The sequence below is a fragment of the Metasolibacillus meyeri genome (assembly GCF_003049505.1).
In the GTDB taxonomy this organism is placed as follows: Bacteria; Bacillota; Bacilli; order Bacillales_A; family Planococcaceae; genus Metasolibacillus; species Metasolibacillus meyeri.
Genome location: NZ_PYWN01000061.1, coordinates 41,526 through 58,333, shown reverse-complemented (window position 1 = coordinate 58,333; position 16,808 = coordinate 41,526). Strand labels below are relative to the sequence as shown.

Here is a 16,808-nt window from a genome sequence, read left to right as displayed (position 1 = left end):
TACCCCCTCCTTACTTTATCTATAAAATACAAGACAGCCTATTTCAAGGTATAGTTGTCTATACTAATTATATGCTAATAATCTGAAAATAAAAAGTACAATTTTCAGTTCATCGTAACAATCTCATTGTATAATAAAGTGAACCTTCAATCAGTGGGGGGTTCCTCATCCTCACTTAACTATTTCGTCCTACTCACTATTTTGAAGTGGGGGTCTTACAGCCTGTTAATACGGGATAAATACAGAATACTCTTTTTTTTTCGCGCAAAGGAGGTCTATTATGGGAACAGAACAGCCAATTTTATGGGCATTAGAAGGATCAAACGAAAGGCGAACAACCGCTATTTATCTAAAACCTAAATTTATTATAGATAGAGATCAAAATTCCTTTCAAACCGATGAAAAAGGAATGATTGAAGGATACATTTTATATGACTACTCAACAGTAAAAGAAAGTCAGCTAGCTGTTTTTGCCTTTTTAGAAAATGATGCTACACCTATAAAAATAGAAATGAATGGAACAGTTGCTTCTTATCATATGATTGATCTACCAAATGAAGGCGGTAAAAAAGTGCCGTTCACTATAACAAATTTGCCACGTGGTAATCACATTCTCTATATAATAAGTGAAAAAGTGCTTAACAACACAATCAGTGACCCTTTAGAAATATATGATACACAGAGAACTGTTGCTAGAAACTTTCTTTCAATCAAAGTTCAAAATGAGCGAACAGAAACATCTACAATTCCAAGTAGTTATGCGACAATAGAGAAAATACAAGACTTAAAAAATGAAACTTCTGTTATTATACAAATGTATGAAGATTCCACTTTAACAAAAGAAGTAGATTTTATAAATAACATTGACGATTATTTTTTAACAATAGAAAATCAATACGATTTTGAAATGAAGGCTCATTTAAAGCTGATTTCTGACTATGAAACTTTGGAGCTACAGCAAATACTTATACCAGCTAATGCCAAAGTATTAGTACCTACTAATTTCCAAGCTTTTCATATAAATAAGAGCGCCAGAATCATTATGGTTGCTGCCCCTGCAGAAAAATTAGATGTCCCCTACTCATTGCGAGTAGTCAAAACAACTAAACGTTTTCCAATAGAAAATCATACAAATAAGCGGTAGTGAAAGCATGACTTTCTCTACCGCCTTTTCACATCCGCAATCTTGCACAGCGTTTTTTCGTTTCTTTATAAAGTTCGTCTAGTTGACGATAGCTAGCATATTGTGCTGGATTCGCTTGGACAAACAGCAGTCTTTCTTTTCCATTTAACGGTAATATCTCGTAACTTGCTTGTATATCATAGCTTTCTACACCCGATACCTCTATTAAAAATTCAATAAAATGCGTAATGCCTTGCAACATCCATTGCCCTGCTTGCCCATTTCGTGTAGCATGCGCCTCATAGATTTGCGAGGATAGCTTGTCCCATTTCACATACCAGTCATCGACAGCTATCTGCGAAATCAATTGCTTATTAACGGTAATCATTGCTTAACAAGTCCTTTTTTCAAGCGCTTTTGCCCTTCTCGACAATCCTCTAGCAAAGGACATATGTGACAGCCTGGATTTTGTGCCTTGCAGTGGTAACGACCGAAGAAAATCATTTGATGATGCGCCTTCGACCATTTTTCAATTGGTGTTTTTTTCATAATGGTTTCTTCCACTTCCAAGACGCTATCTTTCCAGCGACAAAGCCCTAAACGTTTCGCAATGCGCTCTACATGCGTATCAACAGCCATTGCTGGCACATCAAAGGCGACAGATAGCACAACGTTTGCCGTTTTGCGCCCAACTCCTGGTAATGTCACAAGCTCCTCACGATTTGCAGGAATTTCTCCATTATATTCCGTCAGTAAACGCTGGCATAATAATTGAATATTTTTTGCTTTGTTGCGGTATAGTCCAATGGAACGAATATCATCTTGCAATTCTTCCAGTGAGACAGCCAAATAATCTTCTGGTGTTTTATATTTTTGGAATAAGTTTTTCGTTACTTTATTGACAAGCACATCTGTACATTGTGCAGATAATAATGTCGCGATTGTTAGCTCGAATGGATTGTCGTGGACGAGCTCACAATGTGCATCTGGAAACATTTTATCCATTTCATCTAAAAAATGTAGCCATTGTTTTTTCGTTAGCATCTTATCACCTCGCTACTCTTTTTCTTCAAGCCAATTATAGATTGGTCGCTTCGGCCTTTTGTCAGCCGGCGTTTGCGGTTGTGTAATCGTGCGTTTTCGGAATTGCTCCGCATGTTGCTCAACTTGCTTCACTGTCGTAAAATTTTTCTTTTTCCATTCAAATAAAATGCGATCAATATAACGCAGCGACAGCTTTCCAGCTAATACTGCTTCCTTTAGAGCTGCCCGTATTAACTCTGGTGAATGCTTATCAATATCTAGCCATGAATTTATATTTTCAAGCTCCATCGGCGATAAAAGGCGACCAAATTCCTGTTCAAATATTGAATAAATCGCACCCTCTTCTTTTTTTTGCTGTTCATTGCTTGTCGCAATGCTATTTGCTTCTAATAGTCTGACGATACGACTCCATAATGGATAGAGCGAATACTTTTCGTAAATTTTTCCATCTATATCAACATCATGTGTAATTTCAATAAAGCCTTTTTGTAAAAATCGCTGTAGCTTCATCGAAATTTCATTGGCAGCAAAAAACGTTCTAGCCATTAAATCAGCTGGTGTCGGAAAGTCATTTCCTTCTTCATGGAACGCTAATAAATGGAGCAATAACATTGCATCATCATCACGAATTTGAAGCTCTTTATAGTGCTGGAAAAAAAGCTGCGGCATCGTGATATTTTTTTGCTCTAACCAAATGCGAAATTGCTCATTGCTTGTCATGATTAGCCCCCTATTCTCTACCTAACTCACAACAGAAGGCTGTCAAGAAAGTCAACAGCACTTCCAAGCAGCCTCAAGTTTAAATTATCTATCTAGCATTTCATTAAAACATCTTTATAAAAAATCTCGTTTACCTTATTCATTTTAAAAAGAGAGGTAAGGTTCTTATAAATAGCATATGTTTCAACAAAACAGTGATTCGATGTCTGAAAAGTGGTACGTTAAACCACTTTTCAGATACCTTATTATGGATACAGACGGTTTAATAAGCGTGGGAACGGAATTGTCTCACGAATATGCTCTGTGCCTGAAATCCAAGCAACAGTACGCTCTAGACCTAAACCGAAGCCTGAGTGTGGCACTGAGCCGTGTTTACGCAATTCCAAATACCAAGCATATGCATCCATATCTAAGTTATGCTCTGCTAAGCGCGCTTTTAATAAGTCATAATCATGGATACGCTCTGAGCCACCAATAATTTCACCATAGCCTTCTGGTGCAATTAAGTCTGCGCAAAGCACGACATCGTCACGCTCTGGGTGTGGTTGCATATAGAATGGCTTAATGCCAACAGGGTAGCATGTAATAAATACAGGCTTATCATAATGGTTCGCGATCGCTGTTTCATGCGGTGCACCAAAATCATCGCCCCACTCAATATCATCAAAGCCTTGCTCATGTAAAAACTTAATTGCATCATCATAAGAAATGCGTGGGAATGGCGCTTTAATGTTTTCAAGTTTCGATGTATCACGACCTAAACGTTCTAAGTCAAGTTTACAGTTCTCAAGCACTGATTGCACGATATGTGATACATATTGTTCTTGGATTTGTAAGTTTTCATCAAACTCGACGAATGCCATCTCTGGCTCAATCATCCAAAACTCAATTAAGTGACGACGTGTTTTTGATTTTTCCGCACGGAATGTCGGACCGAATGAGAATACGCGCCCTAATGCCATCGCTGCAGCTTCCATATAAAGCTGACCTGATTGTGAAAGGTATGCATCTTCATCAAAATATTTCGTTGCGAAAAGCTCCGATGTTCCCTCTGGTGCAGAGCCAGTTAAAATTGGTGGGTCCATTTTTGTGAAGCCATTGTTATTGAAAAACTCATACGTTGAACGAATAATTTCGTTACGAATATTCATAATCGCATGCTGTCTACGTGAACGTAACCATAAATGGCGATTATCCATTAAAAATTCTGTACCATGCTCTTTTGGCGTAATTGGGAAATCCACCGCTTCGTGAATGACTTCAATGCCTGTTACATTCATTTCACAGCCAAATGTTGAACGCTCGTCAGCTTTCACTTCGCCGACAATGTACATAGATGTTTCTTGCGTTAAGCCTTTTGCTGTTGCGAAAATTTCTTCGCCAACTTCTTCCTTTACAACAACACCTTGTACGAAACCTGTACCATCACGTAATTGTAAAAAGGCAATTTTACCGCTTGAACGCTTATTTGCGAGCCATGCACCCAATTTAACTGTTTCACCGATATGCTGTGGCATATCTTTAATCATAATTTTCTTCATAATATCCTCCAACTACAAAAGCAATCGTTATTGCCATTTTGATTTTACAAATTGATCTATACGACGAACCGCTTCCTCTAATGAATCATATGAAATTGCATAAGATAAGCGGATTGTCGTATTTGTACCAAAGCCTGAGCCTGGTATTACAGCTACATTTGCTTCCGTTAATAAGCTTTCTGCAAACGCATCGACATTATCAAACCCTGTTCTCTCCATTGCTTCAGCTACATCTGGTAGTAAGTAAAAGGCACCTTCTGGCTTTAATAATTTAAAGCCTGGAATCGCCGCGATTTGTGGATAAATCTTTTCTAAGCGCTCCTCAAATGCTTGACGCATTACTTCCACTGTATCTTGTGAACCGTTATATGCTTCAATTGCTGCATATTGTGCTGTCGTTGTTGCATTTGACGTAGAGTGAGATGCTAAATCCGTCATCGCATTAATAATTTCTGCATCACCTGCTGCATAACCGATGCGCCAGCCTGTCATCGAGTGTGATTTTGCTAAGCCATTGACAACAATTGTCCGCGCTTTAATCGCTGGGGAAATTTGCGCGATTGAAAAATGTTTATTGCCATTGTATAAAAGCTTTTCATAAATTTCATCAGATACGATTAAAATATCGTGCTTTTCAGCCACTTCTGCTAATGCTTTTAACTCTTCACGGCTATATACCATGCCAGAAGGATTAGATGGCGAGTTAATAATCACAGCTTTTGTTTTTTCTGTAATGGCAGAAGCTAATTGCTCAGCTGTTATTTTATATTGCTGCTCTCTTGTTCCTTCAACATATACTGGCACGCCACCTGCTAGCTTCACTTGCTCCGGATAGGATACCCAGTACGGAATTGGAATGATGACCTCATCACCTTCATTTAAAATAACTTGGAACAATGTGTATAGCACATGCTTTGCCCCAACGCCAACGATAATTTCGTTTGCCTTATAAGCTAGCTCATTATCGCGCTGTAATTTCGCAATTATCGCCTGCTTTAATGCTGGCAAGCCACCTGCTGGCGTATATTTTGTGAAGCCTTGCTCCATTGACTTGGTCGCAGCATCTAAAATGTTTTGTGGTGTATTAAAGTCAGGCTCACCTGCGCCTAATCCAATCACATCAATACCTTGATCTTTCAATTCCTTCGCCTTTGCCGTAATCGCAAGAGTCGAAGAAGGCGTTAAAGTTTTTACACGGTTTGCTAACAGCTGTTTCAAATGAAATCTACTCCTCTACAAATTCAAAATACGTTTCCACCATTGACCATCTTCAAACAAAATATAAACATAATTCAACTGGTCCGTATTGTTCAAATAAGTAATTTCCCACACGGCCCCTTGTTGCTCATAGCCTAACTTTGTATGAAGTATCTTTTTTACTGTCGCTTCATCATGCAACACTGCTAGCGCTTGTTCTTTCGTTATTCCGTCCTGCAAAAATACTTCCTGAATCGCATTTTCTTCTAAAGTGATTGGAACAAAAATTGCTTTCTCCTTACCATATTCGTCTACCCCGAATACGGTAACATACGGCTTATTGCCATTATAGGCATAAGAGTCCGAAACAATCGCGAGCGACTTTGATGTGAGCGCTAATTGCTCAGCCTTTTTCTCCATATCATTAAATGGAGCATCGGCTTTCCAGAGTACTAAAATGGAGATAACAAGTGACAAAGAGACGAGAAAGACTGTACTAAAAATTATCCACTTTTTCATTGAATCACCTTAAGTGCGATAAATCGTGAAAATTGCTTTTTCTTGATCTTCTCGGTCTAACGCTAAGCCAAACATTAAATTTTGCTCTTTTAACGTTCGATTTAGCGTATCAACGACCTTATACAGATCAGATTGATAGTTTATTTTCACAATCGATAATACTTCGACTTTACTTTCCATGATTGTCAACCTGCTTTCTTTACTCATGTCTGTTATTATACCAATTTCCAAGCGCTTGTACCATATGTTCTAGCGATAGTTTTTGAATAGAAATTGGCGGTAAAGCAGAAAGAAATTCTTTGCCATATGATTTCGCATCAATTCGGCGATCCAAAATAATAAATGCACCACTATCTTTGGAAGAGCGTATTAAACGCCCAAAGCCTTGTTTAAAGCGTAAAACTGCCTCTGGTAAAGCAAGTTCTGTAAAAGCATTGTGCCCTTGCGCCTGTAGCATTTGTGATTTTGCTTTAAAGGTCGGCTCGTTTGGAGCAGAGAATGGCAGCCTAACAACGATAACTGCGGTTAGCCCGTCTCCTGGTACGTCTACTCCTTCCCAAAAACTATTTGTTCCAAATAATACAGAATGACTAAATTTCTGAAATGATTTTAATAGACGCATGCGGCTCCCCACTGTCACACCTTGCGCAAATAGCATATAGTCACCTAGCAATTTCGTTTCTTGAATTAACAACACCGTTTTACGCAACATGTCTTGGGACGTAAACAATACAAAGCAACGCCCCTCTGTCGTGCGCACGATTCTTGTGATCGCATAAGCCATTTCTTCAATATAGTCGTGCTGTGACACGGCTTGAATATCTGGCATATCTGTAACGATAAAACAACGTGCTCCTTGGTAATAATTGGACGATGCCTGTAAACGATTGATCGGTACATTTGTTGCAACCCCAAGCTGATCTGCAATAAAGCGTTCATTATTTGGAACAGTTAACGTACCCGATGTCCAAACAATCGCTGCTTGCTCCCTTACTTGCGCAAATAGTCGCTCAATGCTCGCTGTTACATGTAGTGGTTTTTTCAACAGTTGTATGCTTCCTGGTATGCTGCGTTTATCCAGTTCAAACCATGCAAAATAATCTGCTTGGCGCAATACGAATAATTCATCCCATTCCGCTGCTTTTATTTTAAATTCATGAATCCAATACTGCCATTCATCTATAATATATTGCTGCGTAAGCGAAACTTCCTCCTGATGTTCATAAAACATTTGAAGTATTTGCTCCGCACTATCAATCCAGGTTTGCATGGAAAAGGATAGCTGCGCACAATGCTGCACATCAACATCTAACTCTGTCAACATCACCGTCTGCTTCATTTCCTGTCGATGTGCTTCGCGTAGTATACGCTGTAGCTGTCCAATAAACGATTGCATCACTTGATCAAATGTCGTCGCTAATCGGCGGAAGTGTTGCTCCGTCTGTTTTAATAACGGTCTTGGGACACGTCCTGTTGTGACAGCCATTTGCTGCAATTTATCAAAAAGCTGTCCATCCCCAGTCATGCCGATTTGTCCAAACAAATATTTCCATGCTGTATAGGAGAAAATCTTCTCATCTTGCTGAATAGCCGCTTGAATAAACTGATGTGCTTCATCAATAATCCAGCCACCAATATTATCAAACAATTGCTCTTGTCGCACTAAATCGGCTAGCAACATCGCATGATTTGTCATCAATATGTCTGCATGTTTACTTTGTTCAATCGCATAGCTGTAAAAATCAAATTGCTTTGTCGCTGCCCATTTTAACTTGCGAATTTTCTCTAAAAACAGCTGTCCGCCACCTGACATATTCAGCTCGCTTAAATCGCCCGTTTCCGTTTTCGCAAGCCAAGTAATTACTTGCGCAATCGCTAATGTTTCATCGTAAGATTCATCATCGACTTTCAAAATCTTCGCGAAACGCCCAATATCGATATAATTTTGCATACCTTTTAATAAAGCAACATGCACACGCTCACCTGTCACTTGTTCTAGCTTTGCAAGCTCCTCATACATCAGCTGGTCTAACAAATTAGATGTGTATGTGCTAATCCCTATTTTTCTTCCATTTTGCTTTGCATAGTAAAAAGACGGCAATAAATAGGCCAATGTCTTGCCAATTCCTGTAGATGCTTCAATCATTGCTTCCTGTTTATCATGTAAGCTATGCCAAATAATATCCATCATTTGAAATTGCTGCGGTCGCTCCTCAAAGGATGGCATGGCCTTTTGCAACAGTGCAAGTTTGTCTTTACGCGTTTTCGGATAGCTATGTTCCGTTATTGTTTTTTGTGGAACAGCTGGTGGTTGCTTGATCGCTAGTTGGTGCTCATAAATAAAGCCTCGCTCTTCCTTAGTCGTACTTCTTTTTAAATGAAGTGCGGAAAATAGCAAGTGTGAAATATCTGATTTCAATTGAAACGAGCGTTTATGTAATTGCTCGATTGTTGCTTGAGGCAGCAAATTCAGCTCTTCCCAACATGCTTTTAACAATTGTGCCGTTGCTTTCGCATCATCATCCGCGCGATGTGCCTGCTTAAGTGGAATATGTAATTCCTGTGCTAAATCGCCTAATTTATAGCTTAATGCCGTTGGAAAAATGATTTTTGCAAGCTCCACTGTATCTAGCTTTTTCCCCTGTAAAGCTGGTAAGCCTGCTCTTCTCAATTCAGCCTGCAAAAAGGCATAATCAAAATCTGCATTATGCGCAACAAATATCGCATCCTGCAATAAATCATAAATCACTTGCCCATATGCTGCAAACGGCTTCGCATTTGCTACGTCCGCATTTGTTATATTTGTTAAGTCTTGAATAAATAAAGGGATCGACTTTTCTGGATGGATAAAAGTTGTAAATGTATTCTCAATACGCCAATCCTTCATCATCACAATCGCTATTTGAATGATACGATCACCGTTCACAAACGAATGACCTGTCGTTTCCAAATCGACTATTGCATATTTTTGACTTTCCATCATTATCAACTCACAGTTCATCTTTTCGAATAGATAAATTTTATCATAGAAAGACTTGTTTGGTCATGTAGCTACTCTACTGTAAATACTCTTCTGCTAAAATGGCATAATAATACTCATCCCACCAACCTTCTTTGGTTGGAATACATTTTTTAAAATAACCTTCTTTACGCATACCGATTTTCTCCATAATGCGCCACGAAGCTGTATTTTCAGGCTGACATGTTGCGATAATACGGTGTAGCTTACATTTTGTAAAACCGTAATGTATGACCGCCTGTGCTGCTTCTGTGGCATAGCCTTTTTGATAAAATTTCGGATTAAACACCCAGCCAATTTCATATGTATGCTCACCGAAATAACGGAAGAAGGCAATATGCCCAATCAATTCATTCGTCTCCCTTAAAATAACCGCAAATTTCTCAGCTTTCTCTCCTTGATTCACCTGTACAAATTGTTGTGCCTCTTTTTCTGTAAATGCATCCTCTGGTAAATAGTGCATCACAATTGGATCGGCACTGTATTCGTATAATGCTTGCCAATCATTATTTTTAAATTCTCTAATAAGTAAGCGCTCTGTTTGTATGTTCATGTTGATTTTCCCTTTCTAATATATAATGGATTGAAATTCGCTTGTTGTAAGGCTTCATCGCTCCATGTTTGTAAGTTCGCAACCTTATTTTTGGCGAAACACCCATTTTCATATGTTTTCACTACATCCCCAAGCCCGTAAAATTGCCATGTAATCTCGTCAATCCATTGCTGAAGCGAATAAGCTTCTACCTTCATATAGTGCTTTTGATAAAGTACCTGTGCCATTTTCAAAAAGCCTTCTGAGAGCTCGTCGTGCTTTTTCGTAAAATTGTAGGTCGGTGCTACTGTCATACTAGCATCCACTATATGAATCGTTGAAGCTTCTATATCAAACGCTACTTCAACAACACTTATTTCATCAAATATATTTAAACCGCGATATTCCATTTTAATTAAGTGCACCCAGCTCCCCCCTTTCTATTAAAATCGTAACACAATGTTTTATTTTGTGGGCAAAATCTATAGTTTAACGAGCAAATTCGAGTATCTTGTGGGCGAAACACCTGTTTTAATGGGCGAATCATACTTCTTCTATTAAATTACATAAAAAAAGTGAAGCCGAACTGGCTTCACTTTCTCTAATTAGGACTGCTGTAAGTAAGATAATGTTGCATGTCCAAGCGTATTTGCTGCGATGAGCAATGCTCTTTCATCAATATCAAATTTCGGATGATGGTGTGGGTATGCAATTTCCCATTCAGGATTTTTCGCTCCTGTAAAATAAAATGTGCCAGGTACTTTCTCTAAATAGTAGGCAAAATCCTCTCCACCCATCGCTAAGTCAGCAACAACTAGCTTCTCTACTTTCGGCACATTTGTTACTTCCTCCATAAAATGGCGCGTCGTTTCCGCATCATTGATGACAGATGAGTAACCACGATTATATGTGTATGTGTAATCAGCACCATATAATAAGCAAGCTGATTTCACTACTTCCTCTAGCTCTTTTTCAATTTGGTCACGCACCTCTGCATCAAATGTACGCACCGTTCCTTTTAGCACAGCCGAATCGGCAATTACATTAAAGGGATTTACCGCTTCAAAATGACAGACAGAGACAACTGCTGGTCGCACAGGGTTAACACGTCGACCAACTACTTGTTGTGCTGATACCACAAATTGTGAGCCAATCATGACAGCATCTTTCGTATCATGCGGTGATGCACCATGACCACCTTTGCCATGAATCGTAATTTCAAAGCCGTCCGCTGCTGCCATCAGGTGACCTTCTTTTACTGAAATTGTCCCTAATGGAACGCCTGCTGATAAATGTGTACCATATATTACATCGACACCATCTAAGCAACCATCCTCAATCATTGGCAATGCACCACCGGGCGTTACCTCCTCACCAAATTGATGAATAAAGACAATTGTACCTGCAATTTGCTCACGCAATTTATTTAATACTTTCGCTAAAACCAGCAATGTCGCTGTATGTCCATCATGACCACATGCGTGCATTTTGCCATCAATTTTAGATTTGTAGGAAAATGTATTTTGCTCATGAATCGCTAAAGCATCGAAATCCGCGCGTAACGCGACCGTTTTCCCAGGCTTTGCCCCATGTAATTTCGCTATAACACCTCTGCCACCAACAAATTCTCGTACTTCATGTCCCAGTGTATGATGGTACGCTGCAATATATTTCGGTGTTTCCACTTCTTCATGTGATAGCTCTGGATTTTCATGTAAATGCCTGCGAATTTCGACCATTTCATCATAATGCTGCGCTAATAGTTGATATAAATTATCCATCCTTCATGCCCCCCGAAACTAATTATCTAACTATTTTAAATATTAACAAATTAAAGATATGAAGTCACGAGAATGATATAGTGAAACTACCAACCAAGTTTTTATAGGCTGTTGATCCTGCACTTAAATATTTTGGCTTTACCTTATATTTTGAAGTAGGAGTCTTACAGCCTGTTAATATGGGATAAAATAAGCTGGAGGAGGTGTTAGCATGAAAATCTATTCCGTAAAAGTATTACTAGAGTCTATTGTCGTGCCCAATCCTGATTTAAGTAAAACATTTGAAGAAACAATCCGATTAGTTAAAGCAGGAAGCAAAGATGATATTGAACAAAAAGTGCGAGATTATTTTGTTGATGAAACATATGAAAATGCGCTGGGTGGACAAACAACTTGGCGGTTTGTCACAATTTTAGATATATTCGAAGTGATTGACGAATTTGAAGAGGATATTGATTTTAAAGAAGTATACTGCCGTTTTTTACCATTTGAGCGGTTAATTACTGCGAGCGAAGTGATTGAGCTATATTCACTTGATAAATGAAAAAAGCTGATGTAGATTCAAAAAATCTACATCAACTTTTTATTTAATCATTCACACGTGCAATATGAATATCCTTCACGATTGTATTAACAACCCAGCTCGCCGCGATTAAGCCTGCTACAGATGGCACAAAGGCGTTTGAAGCTGGTGGCATTTTGGCTTTGCGGATTATCGCATCTGGCTTACCAACATGCTGTACAACATCCTCTCGCACAACAACAGGTGATTCGTCTGAAAAGACAACCATTACCCCTTTTTTAATGCCCTCTTTGCGCAGTTTTGTACGAATAATTTTCGCCAATGGGTCAGTATGTGTTTTTGAAATATCAGCAATTTGGAAGCGTGTCGGGTCCATTTTATTGGCTGCCCCCATGCTTGAAATAATCGGGATATTGCGTTTTAAACACTCTTTCATTAAATGAATTTTATACATCACTGTATCGCTCGCATCAATGACATAATCGATGCCTTGGGCAAAAAATTGCTCATACGTTTCTTCCGTATAAAACATATGCATGTCGATGACTTCACATTCTGGATTAATATCAGCAATACGCTCCTTCATTACAGCGGATTTCGATTTACCGACTGTTGATAAATAAGCAACTAATTGACGGTTAACATTTGTAATGTCCACATTGTCCTTATCAACTAAAATAATACGACCGATACCGCTACGTGCACATGCTTCAGCCGCAAATGAACCTACGCCACCTACCCCTAAAATCGCTACCGTTGTATTTTTTAAAAGCGCTAACCCTTCACTGCCTATTGCAAGTTCATTGCGCGAAAATTGATGTAACATTTTTGATCACTCCATATCGATTTTGTAAAAAAAATAAGGCTATCCGAAAAGATCCCCTTTTCAGATAACCCTTAGCCCATACACGGAATATTTGCTAAAAACTATTGTACCTGTCGCTTCGCTTTCGGTACAGAGAAAACATTTGCGACGAGAATGGTGACAATGTATTGTGACCATTCTCGTCGCAAAGGGTTCATCTCAAAATTTCTTTTCAGACGAACCCTTTATTCCGAGTATTATACTTAGAAAAGATGAATACTTGAAAAATATATACAAAAAAGCGCGATTAAGCAAGCGAAATATTTAAATCTGTTAAAACTACTGCATTCGCATGTTGTTGCAATACAGTAATTGGTGAGTCCACCGATACTTCTCCGCGCACTAAAGATTCCAAAGCAGCACGTTTTTTCTCGCCAACTGCAATTAGTAAAACTTCTTTAGCTTGTAAAATATTAGCGATTCCCATCGTGATGGCCTTTTCAGGCACTTCATCAATCGAATTAAAGAAGCGTGCATTTGCTTCACGTGTTGATGCTGTTAATGTTACAACATGTGTCTTTTCAGAGAATGGCGTGCCTGGTTCATTGAAGCCGATATGTCCGTTTTCCCCTACCCCTAATAGCTGCACATCAACTGGATGCTGCGCAAGTAACTCATTATAATGTGCTGCTTCCGCGTCTGCATCCTCTGCTAAACCATTGGGTAAATAGTTTTTGCTAAACGGCTTGTGCTCAAAAAGCTCCTTTTGCATATATGTAAAGTAACTTTCAGGATGCTCGATCGGTAAGCCAATATACTCATCTAGGTTAAAGCTTGTACAATTTGAAAAGTCTACATCGCTTTGACGTAAGTTTTTATAAAGGGGCTGCATTGTTCCGCCTGTCGCTAAACCAAACGTCTTTGCACCCTCCTTTACTTTTTGCTGTAAAAATTGTGCCGCAAAATCGTATAGTTCATCGACACTTTCAAATGTTTTCAGTTGTAATGCCACAACGAATTTCCTCCTTACTAATTGTACACCTGCTTCGCCCAGTCTTTTACTTGCTCCGCAGATTCGCATGCTAATAGCTTATCTACTTGCTGTTGTAATACTTTTTTATTTAATTTTGATAAATTTTCTCTTGTGCGTAAAACAGCGCTCGCACTCATCGATAATTCATCTAATCCTAAGGCTAACAAAACAGGCAATGCTAACTCTTCACCAGCCATTTCTCCACACATCCCTGCCCAAATACCATGCTTATGAGCACTTGAAGCTACTTGCTCAATCAAACGGATGATTGCTGGATGGAACGGCTCATATAAATAAGCTGTTGCCTCATTCATACGATCTGATGCAAATGTATATTGAATTAAATCGTTTGTACCAATCGAGAAGAAATCGACTTCACGTGCTAGCACATCCGCTAAAATTGCTGCAGATGGCACTTCAATCATAATGCCTACTTCATATTTGCCAATTGCTATGCCTTCACTAGCTAATGCATCGTGCTCCCGTTGCAAAATCGCTTTCGCTTGGCGCAACTCCTGCATTGTCGCAATCATTGGAAACATAATTTTTAAATTACCATACTGGCTTGCACGCAATAAAGCACGCAATTGTGTCACAAAGATTTCTTCATTTGCTAAAGAAAGGCGAATCGCACGTTGTCCTAAAAATGGATTCTCTTCTTTCGGTAGTTGCCAATATTCTAAATGCTTATCGCCACCAATATCCAAAGTACGAACAACGACTGGTTTGTTATTCATTTTTTCAAGTACAGCTTTATAAAGCTCAAATTGCTGCTCTTCTGTTGGCAATGCCGTGCTATCCATATATAAAAACTCTGTACGGAATAAGCCAACACCGTCAGCACCAACTTTTAATACAGCCTCTACATCTTGCACGCTACCAATATTGGCCGCAAGCTCAATATGTGCGCCATCAGCTGTTACACTTTCTTTCTCAACATATTGTTGCAGCTGCTTTTCGCGTTCTGCTTGTACTGCCATACGCTCTTTCGCTTCACGTTGCGCTTCTTCCGATGGATTAATGCTAAGTTGACCTGAAGCACCATCTAATAACACCATTTCACCATGGGCAATTGTTTCCGCTTCCTTTACACCAACAACAGCTGGAATTTGCAACGTTCTCGCTAAAATCGCTGTATGTGATGTACGTCCACCAATCGTTGTGATGAAACCTTTTACATATTGCTTGTTTAATTGTGCCGTTACAGATGGCGATAAGTCGTAAGCAATTAATACGACTTCCTCATCGATTTGTGATACATCAGGCAATATTTTACCGAGCAAGCAAGCTAAAATGCGACGTGTCACATCTTCAATATCTGCTGCACGTTGACGCATATATTCATTATCCATTTGGCTAAATAAATCGATAAATTGTTGAGCAATTTTTTGCAAAGCTTTTTCAGCTTGTGTATTTTGAGCAATTTCGCCTTCAATCGCTGCATGGAAATCTGGATCTTGTAAAACGAGTAAATGAGCAGAAAAAATTTCTGCCTCCTCCTCACCAACCATCGAAATTGCATAATCACGAATTTTCTCAAGCTGTACTTTAGCATTTGCAATTGCGTCATGAAAGCGTTGTTTTTCTGCAGACGGTTCAATTCCCTCACGCTCGGTAATGGATAAATCAGGCTCTGCTAAACGATATGCTTTTGCAACAGCCACTCCTTCTGATACAGCGATTCCTTGCAATTGTCTCATATTATTGACCAATACCTTGTGATTTGATTACTTCTTCCACTTTTGCAAGTGCTGCTGCTGCATCATCGCCTTCAGCCTTAACCGTAATTGCCCCACCAGATGGAATCGCCAAGGCCATAACACCCATAATTGATTTTAAGTTTGCTTCACGACCGTTGTAAGAAATCGTTACATTTGATTGGAATGCGGAAACTCCTTGTACCAATAATGTACATGGGCGTGCGTGTAATCCTTCTGCTGCTGTAATTGTGAATGATTTTTCCATAATAAATTCCTCCTAGTTAAATGTAATTCTTTTTTCAAATTGCTTGCAGTACTTTTCATTTTTAGCAGATGACTCATTGATGTTATTACTAACAAAAACAGGCGCCTCCTGCTGTACCGCTAAAAGCTGCTCAATGACCATACTAACAAGTGCGTTGAGCATTGTTGCACCAACAATTGTAGAGCTTGCCCCATATTGATAATCGCCACTATGTAACACACCATCTCCAACTGGCACAGATGTATTTAAAACGATATCTACTATTTCCTCTAAACGCTTGCCACTACTATGTGTGCTTTCCTGTTTAGTATAACATAATGATTGCAAAGAAATAACAAGTGCGCCACGTTCTTTTGCTTCAAATGCCATTTCAATCGGTGCTGCATTACGGCCTGAAGTTGAAATAATAATGACCGTATCTTCTGGACAAATATCAAATAAATGTCGATGCGCCGGTACGACACCTTCTGTACGCTCATTGCGAGAAGATGTAACAGGCCCCGCTGCAAGCATTAATGAGTCAATATAAATCGGCTTTACTGGAACAAGGCCTCCAGCACGATAAAATTGCTCCTCTGCTAACAGAAAGGAGTGTCCTGCACCGAATAATTGTATAATACCACCTTTTGAAATGTTTGTCGTAATCGTTGCAGCAACTTCTTTTAGTAATTGCTCTTGCTGCTCTACTTGATTCAGCAATTGCTGAATATTTTTAAAATATTGATGCATTTCCTCACCCGCAATCTTCAATCATTATCTACTATTTTACTGCTGTTGTTGCCAAAATGAAACTTTACCCAGCACTTAACAACAGCTAACCGTACCTTTAAAAGTTTTGTGGAATAGCAAATCCTCTTTTTATTCCATATCGAAGGGAAGTAAAATGTTTAAGTAGGGGGACAGACAGCTTGTCAAATCTAACTTGGCTCAACGTGATGTTAGCCACATAAGCATTTCACAAGATATGAAGTTCTTCAAGTGGGGGCAAATGTCCCCCACTTGAAGA

The 16,808-nt window shown here is 39.1% G+C and carries 18 protein-coding genes; 2 read left to right on the top strand and 16 right to left on the bottom strand.

What is annotated here, in order from left to right; genetic code table 11:
• The first annotated feature begins 280 nt into the window (after window positions 1-280).
• Entirely contained in the window at window positions 281-1,144 is an 864-nt protein-coding gene (locus tag C9J34_RS09885) for a hypothetical protein (protein WP_107839699.1), read from the top strand.
• Between the two features lie 28 nt (window positions 1,145-1,172).
• Here the strand turns inward: C9J34_RS09885 and C9J34_RS09880 are convergent, their stop codons facing one another.
• From C9J34_RS09880 to C9J34_RS09830, 11 genes are all read right to left on the bottom strand, one after another.
• Entirely contained in the window at window positions 1,173-1,511 is a 339-nt protein-coding gene (locus C9J34_RS09880; RefSeq protein ID WP_107839698.1) for a YpoC family protein, read from the bottom strand.
• Window positions 1,508-2,167 (bottom strand): endonuclease III, encoded by a 660-nt coding sequence (gene nth, locus C9J34_RS09875; RefSeq protein ID WP_107839697.1) that lies wholly within the window; start codon window positions 2,165-2,167, stop codon window positions 1,508-1,510. The genes C9J34_RS09880 and nth overlap by 4 nt, the downstream gene beginning before the upstream one ends.
• Window positions 2,168-2,179: 12 nt before the next feature.
• Window positions 2,180-2,887, bottom strand: a complete 708-nt coding sequence (locus C9J34_RS09870; RefSeq protein ID WP_107839696.1) for a DnaD domain-containing protein — start codon at window positions 2,885-2,887, stop codon at window positions 2,180-2,182.
• A gap of 245 nt (window positions 2,888-3,132) precedes the next feature.
• On the bottom strand, window positions 3,133-4,428 hold the full coding sequence (gene asnS / locus C9J34_RS09865; RefSeq protein WP_107839695.1) for an asparagine--tRNA ligase: 1,296 nt from the start codon (window positions 4,426-4,428) through the stop codon (window positions 3,133-3,135).
• Window positions 4,429-4,455: 27 nt separating this feature from the next.
• On the bottom strand, window positions 4,456-5,646 hold the full coding sequence (locus C9J34_RS09860; RefSeq protein ID WP_107839694.1) for a pyridoxal phosphate-dependent aminotransferase: 1,191 nt from the start codon (window positions 5,644-5,646) through the stop codon (window positions 4,456-4,458).
• Between the two features lie 15 nt (window positions 5,647-5,661).
• A complete protein-coding gene (locus C9J34_RS09855; protein WP_107839693.1) occupies window positions 5,662-6,144 on the bottom strand; it encodes a cell wall elongation regulator TseB-like domain-containing protein in 483 nt (160 codons plus the stop codon).
• Between the two features lie 9 nt (window positions 6,145-6,153).
• A complete protein-coding gene (locus tag C9J34_RS09850) occupies window positions 6,154-6,324 on the bottom strand; it encodes a YpmA family protein (RefSeq protein ID WP_107839692.1) in 171 nt (56 codons plus the stop codon).
• A 19-nt stretch (window positions 6,325-6,343) separates the two neighbouring features.
• Entirely contained in the window at window positions 6,344-9,127 is a 2,784-nt protein-coding gene (gene dinG / locus C9J34_RS09845; protein WP_107839691.1) for an ATP-dependent DNA helicase DinG, read from the bottom strand.
• 73 nt (window positions 9,128-9,200) lie between these two features.
• Window positions 9,201-9,716, bottom strand: coding sequence for a GNAT family N-acetyltransferase (locus C9J34_RS09840; protein ID WP_107839690.1), 516 nt, complete (start codon window positions 9,714-9,716; stop codon window positions 9,201-9,203).
• Window positions 9,713-10,120: an aminopeptidase gene (locus C9J34_RS09835; protein ID WP_107839689.1), complete on the bottom strand. Its 408-nt coding sequence runs from the start codon at window positions 10,118-10,120 to the stop codon at window positions 9,713-9,715. Before C9J34_RS09835 ends, C9J34_RS09840 begins: the two co-directional genes overlap by 4 nt.
• Window positions 10,121-10,300: 180 nt before the next feature.
• Window positions 10,301-11,476, bottom strand: coding sequence for an amidohydrolase (locus C9J34_RS09830; protein WP_107839688.1), 1,176 nt, complete (start codon window positions 11,474-11,476; stop codon window positions 10,301-10,303).
• 211 nt (window positions 11,477-11,687) lie between these two features.
• Here C9J34_RS09830 and C9J34_RS09825 point away from each other — a divergent pair, with 211 nt between their 5' ends.
• The gene (locus C9J34_RS09825; protein WP_107839687.1) at window positions 11,688-12,020 is read left to right on the top strand and encodes a DUF4288 domain-containing protein; all 333 of its coding nucleotides are present in this window, start codon (window positions 11,688-11,690) and stop codon (window positions 12,018-12,020) included.
• A 43-nt stretch (window positions 12,021-12,063) separates the two neighbouring features.
• Here C9J34_RS09825 and C9J34_RS09820 read toward each other — a convergent pair whose 3' ends face one another.
• The 5 genes from C9J34_RS09820 to C9J34_RS09800 form a co-directional block, all read right to left on the bottom strand.
• Window positions 12,064-12,825 carry a tRNA threonylcarbamoyladenosine dehydratase gene (locus C9J34_RS09820; protein ID WP_107839686.1) on the bottom strand — a complete coding sequence of 254 codons (762 nt, stop codon included), beginning with the start codon at window positions 12,823-12,825 and terminating at the stop codon, window positions 12,064-12,066.
• A gap of 286 nt (window positions 12,826-13,111) precedes the next feature.
• A complete protein-coding gene (locus C9J34_RS09815) occupies window positions 13,112-13,816 on the bottom strand; it encodes a glucosamine-6-phosphate deaminase (protein WP_238600616.1) in 705 nt (234 codons plus the stop codon).
• 17 nt (window positions 13,817-13,833) lie between these two features.
• Complete coding sequence (gene ptsP / locus C9J34_RS09810; protein WP_107839684.1) at window positions 13,834-15,537, bottom strand: phosphoenolpyruvate--protein phosphotransferase; 1,704 nt, start codon at window positions 15,535-15,537, stop codon at window positions 13,834-13,836.
• 1 nt (window position 15,538) lies between these two features.
• On the bottom strand, window positions 15,539-15,802 hold the full coding sequence (locus C9J34_RS09805; RefSeq protein WP_107839683.1) for an HPr family phosphocarrier protein: 264 nt from the start codon (window positions 15,800-15,802) through the stop codon (window positions 15,539-15,541).
• A 12-nt stretch (window positions 15,803-15,814) separates the two neighbouring features.
• The gene (locus C9J34_RS09800) at window positions 15,815-16,531 is read right to left on the bottom strand and encodes a sugar isomerase domain-containing protein (protein WP_107839717.1); all 717 of its coding nucleotides are present in this window, start codon (window positions 16,529-16,531) and stop codon (window positions 15,815-15,817) included.
• Window positions 16,532-16,808: the final 277 nt, after the last annotated feature.

Bases quoted from the DNA above. Each gene is read 5' to 3' on its own strand.
- C9J34_RS09885 (WP_107839699.1), top strand. From the start codon at position 281: ATGGGAACAGAACAGCCAATTTTATGGGCATTAGAAGGATCAAACGAA.
- C9J34_RS09880 (WP_107839698.1), bottom strand. From the start codon at position 1,511: ATGATTACCGTTAATAAGCAATTGATTTCGCAGATAGCTGTCGATGAC.
- nth (WP_107839697.1), bottom strand. From the start codon at position 2,167: ATGCTAACGAAAAAACAATGGCTACATTTTTTAGATGAAATGGATAAA.
- C9J34_RS09870 (WP_107839696.1), bottom strand. From the start codon at position 2,887: ATGACAAGCAATGAGCAATTTCGCATTTGGTTAGAGCAAAAAAATATC.
- asnS (WP_107839695.1), bottom strand. From the start codon at position 4,428: ATGAAGAAAATTATGATTAAAGATATGCCACAGCATATCGGTGAAACA.
- C9J34_RS09855 (WP_107839693.1), bottom strand. From the start codon at position 6,144: ATGAAAAAGTGGATAATTTTTAGTACAGTCTTTCTCGTCTCTTTGTCA.
- C9J34_RS09850 (WP_107839692.1), bottom strand. From the start codon at position 6,324: ATGGAAAGTAAAGTCGAAGTATTATCGATTGTGAAAATAAACTATCAA.
- dinG (WP_107839691.1), bottom strand. From the start codon at position 9,127: ATGATGGAAAGTCAAAAATATGCAATAGTCGATTTGGAAACGACAGGT.
- C9J34_RS09840 (WP_107839690.1), bottom strand. From the start codon at position 9,716: ATGAACATACAAACAGAGCGCTTACTTATTAGAGAATTTAAAAATAAT.
- C9J34_RS09830 (WP_107839688.1), bottom strand. From the start codon at position 11,476: ATGGATAATTTATATCAACTATTAGCGCAGCATTATGATGAAATGGTC.
- C9J34_RS09825 (WP_107839687.1), top strand. From the start codon at position 11,688: ATGAAAATCTATTCCGTAAAAGTATTACTAGAGTCTATTGTCGTGCCC.
- C9J34_RS09820 (WP_107839686.1), bottom strand. From the start codon at position 12,825: ATGTTACATCAATTTTCGCGCAATGAACTTGCAATAGGCAGTGAAGGG.
- ptsP (WP_107839684.1), bottom strand. From the start codon at position 15,537: ATGAGACAATTGCAAGGAATCGCTGTATCAGAAGGAGTGGCTGTTGCA.
- C9J34_RS09805 (WP_107839683.1), bottom strand. From the start codon at position 15,802: ATGGAAAAATCATTCACAATTACAGCAGCAGAAGGATTACACGCACGC.
- C9J34_RS09800 (WP_107839717.1), bottom strand. From the start codon at position 16,531: ATGCATCAATATTTTAAAAATATTCAGCAATTGCTGAATCAAGTAGAG.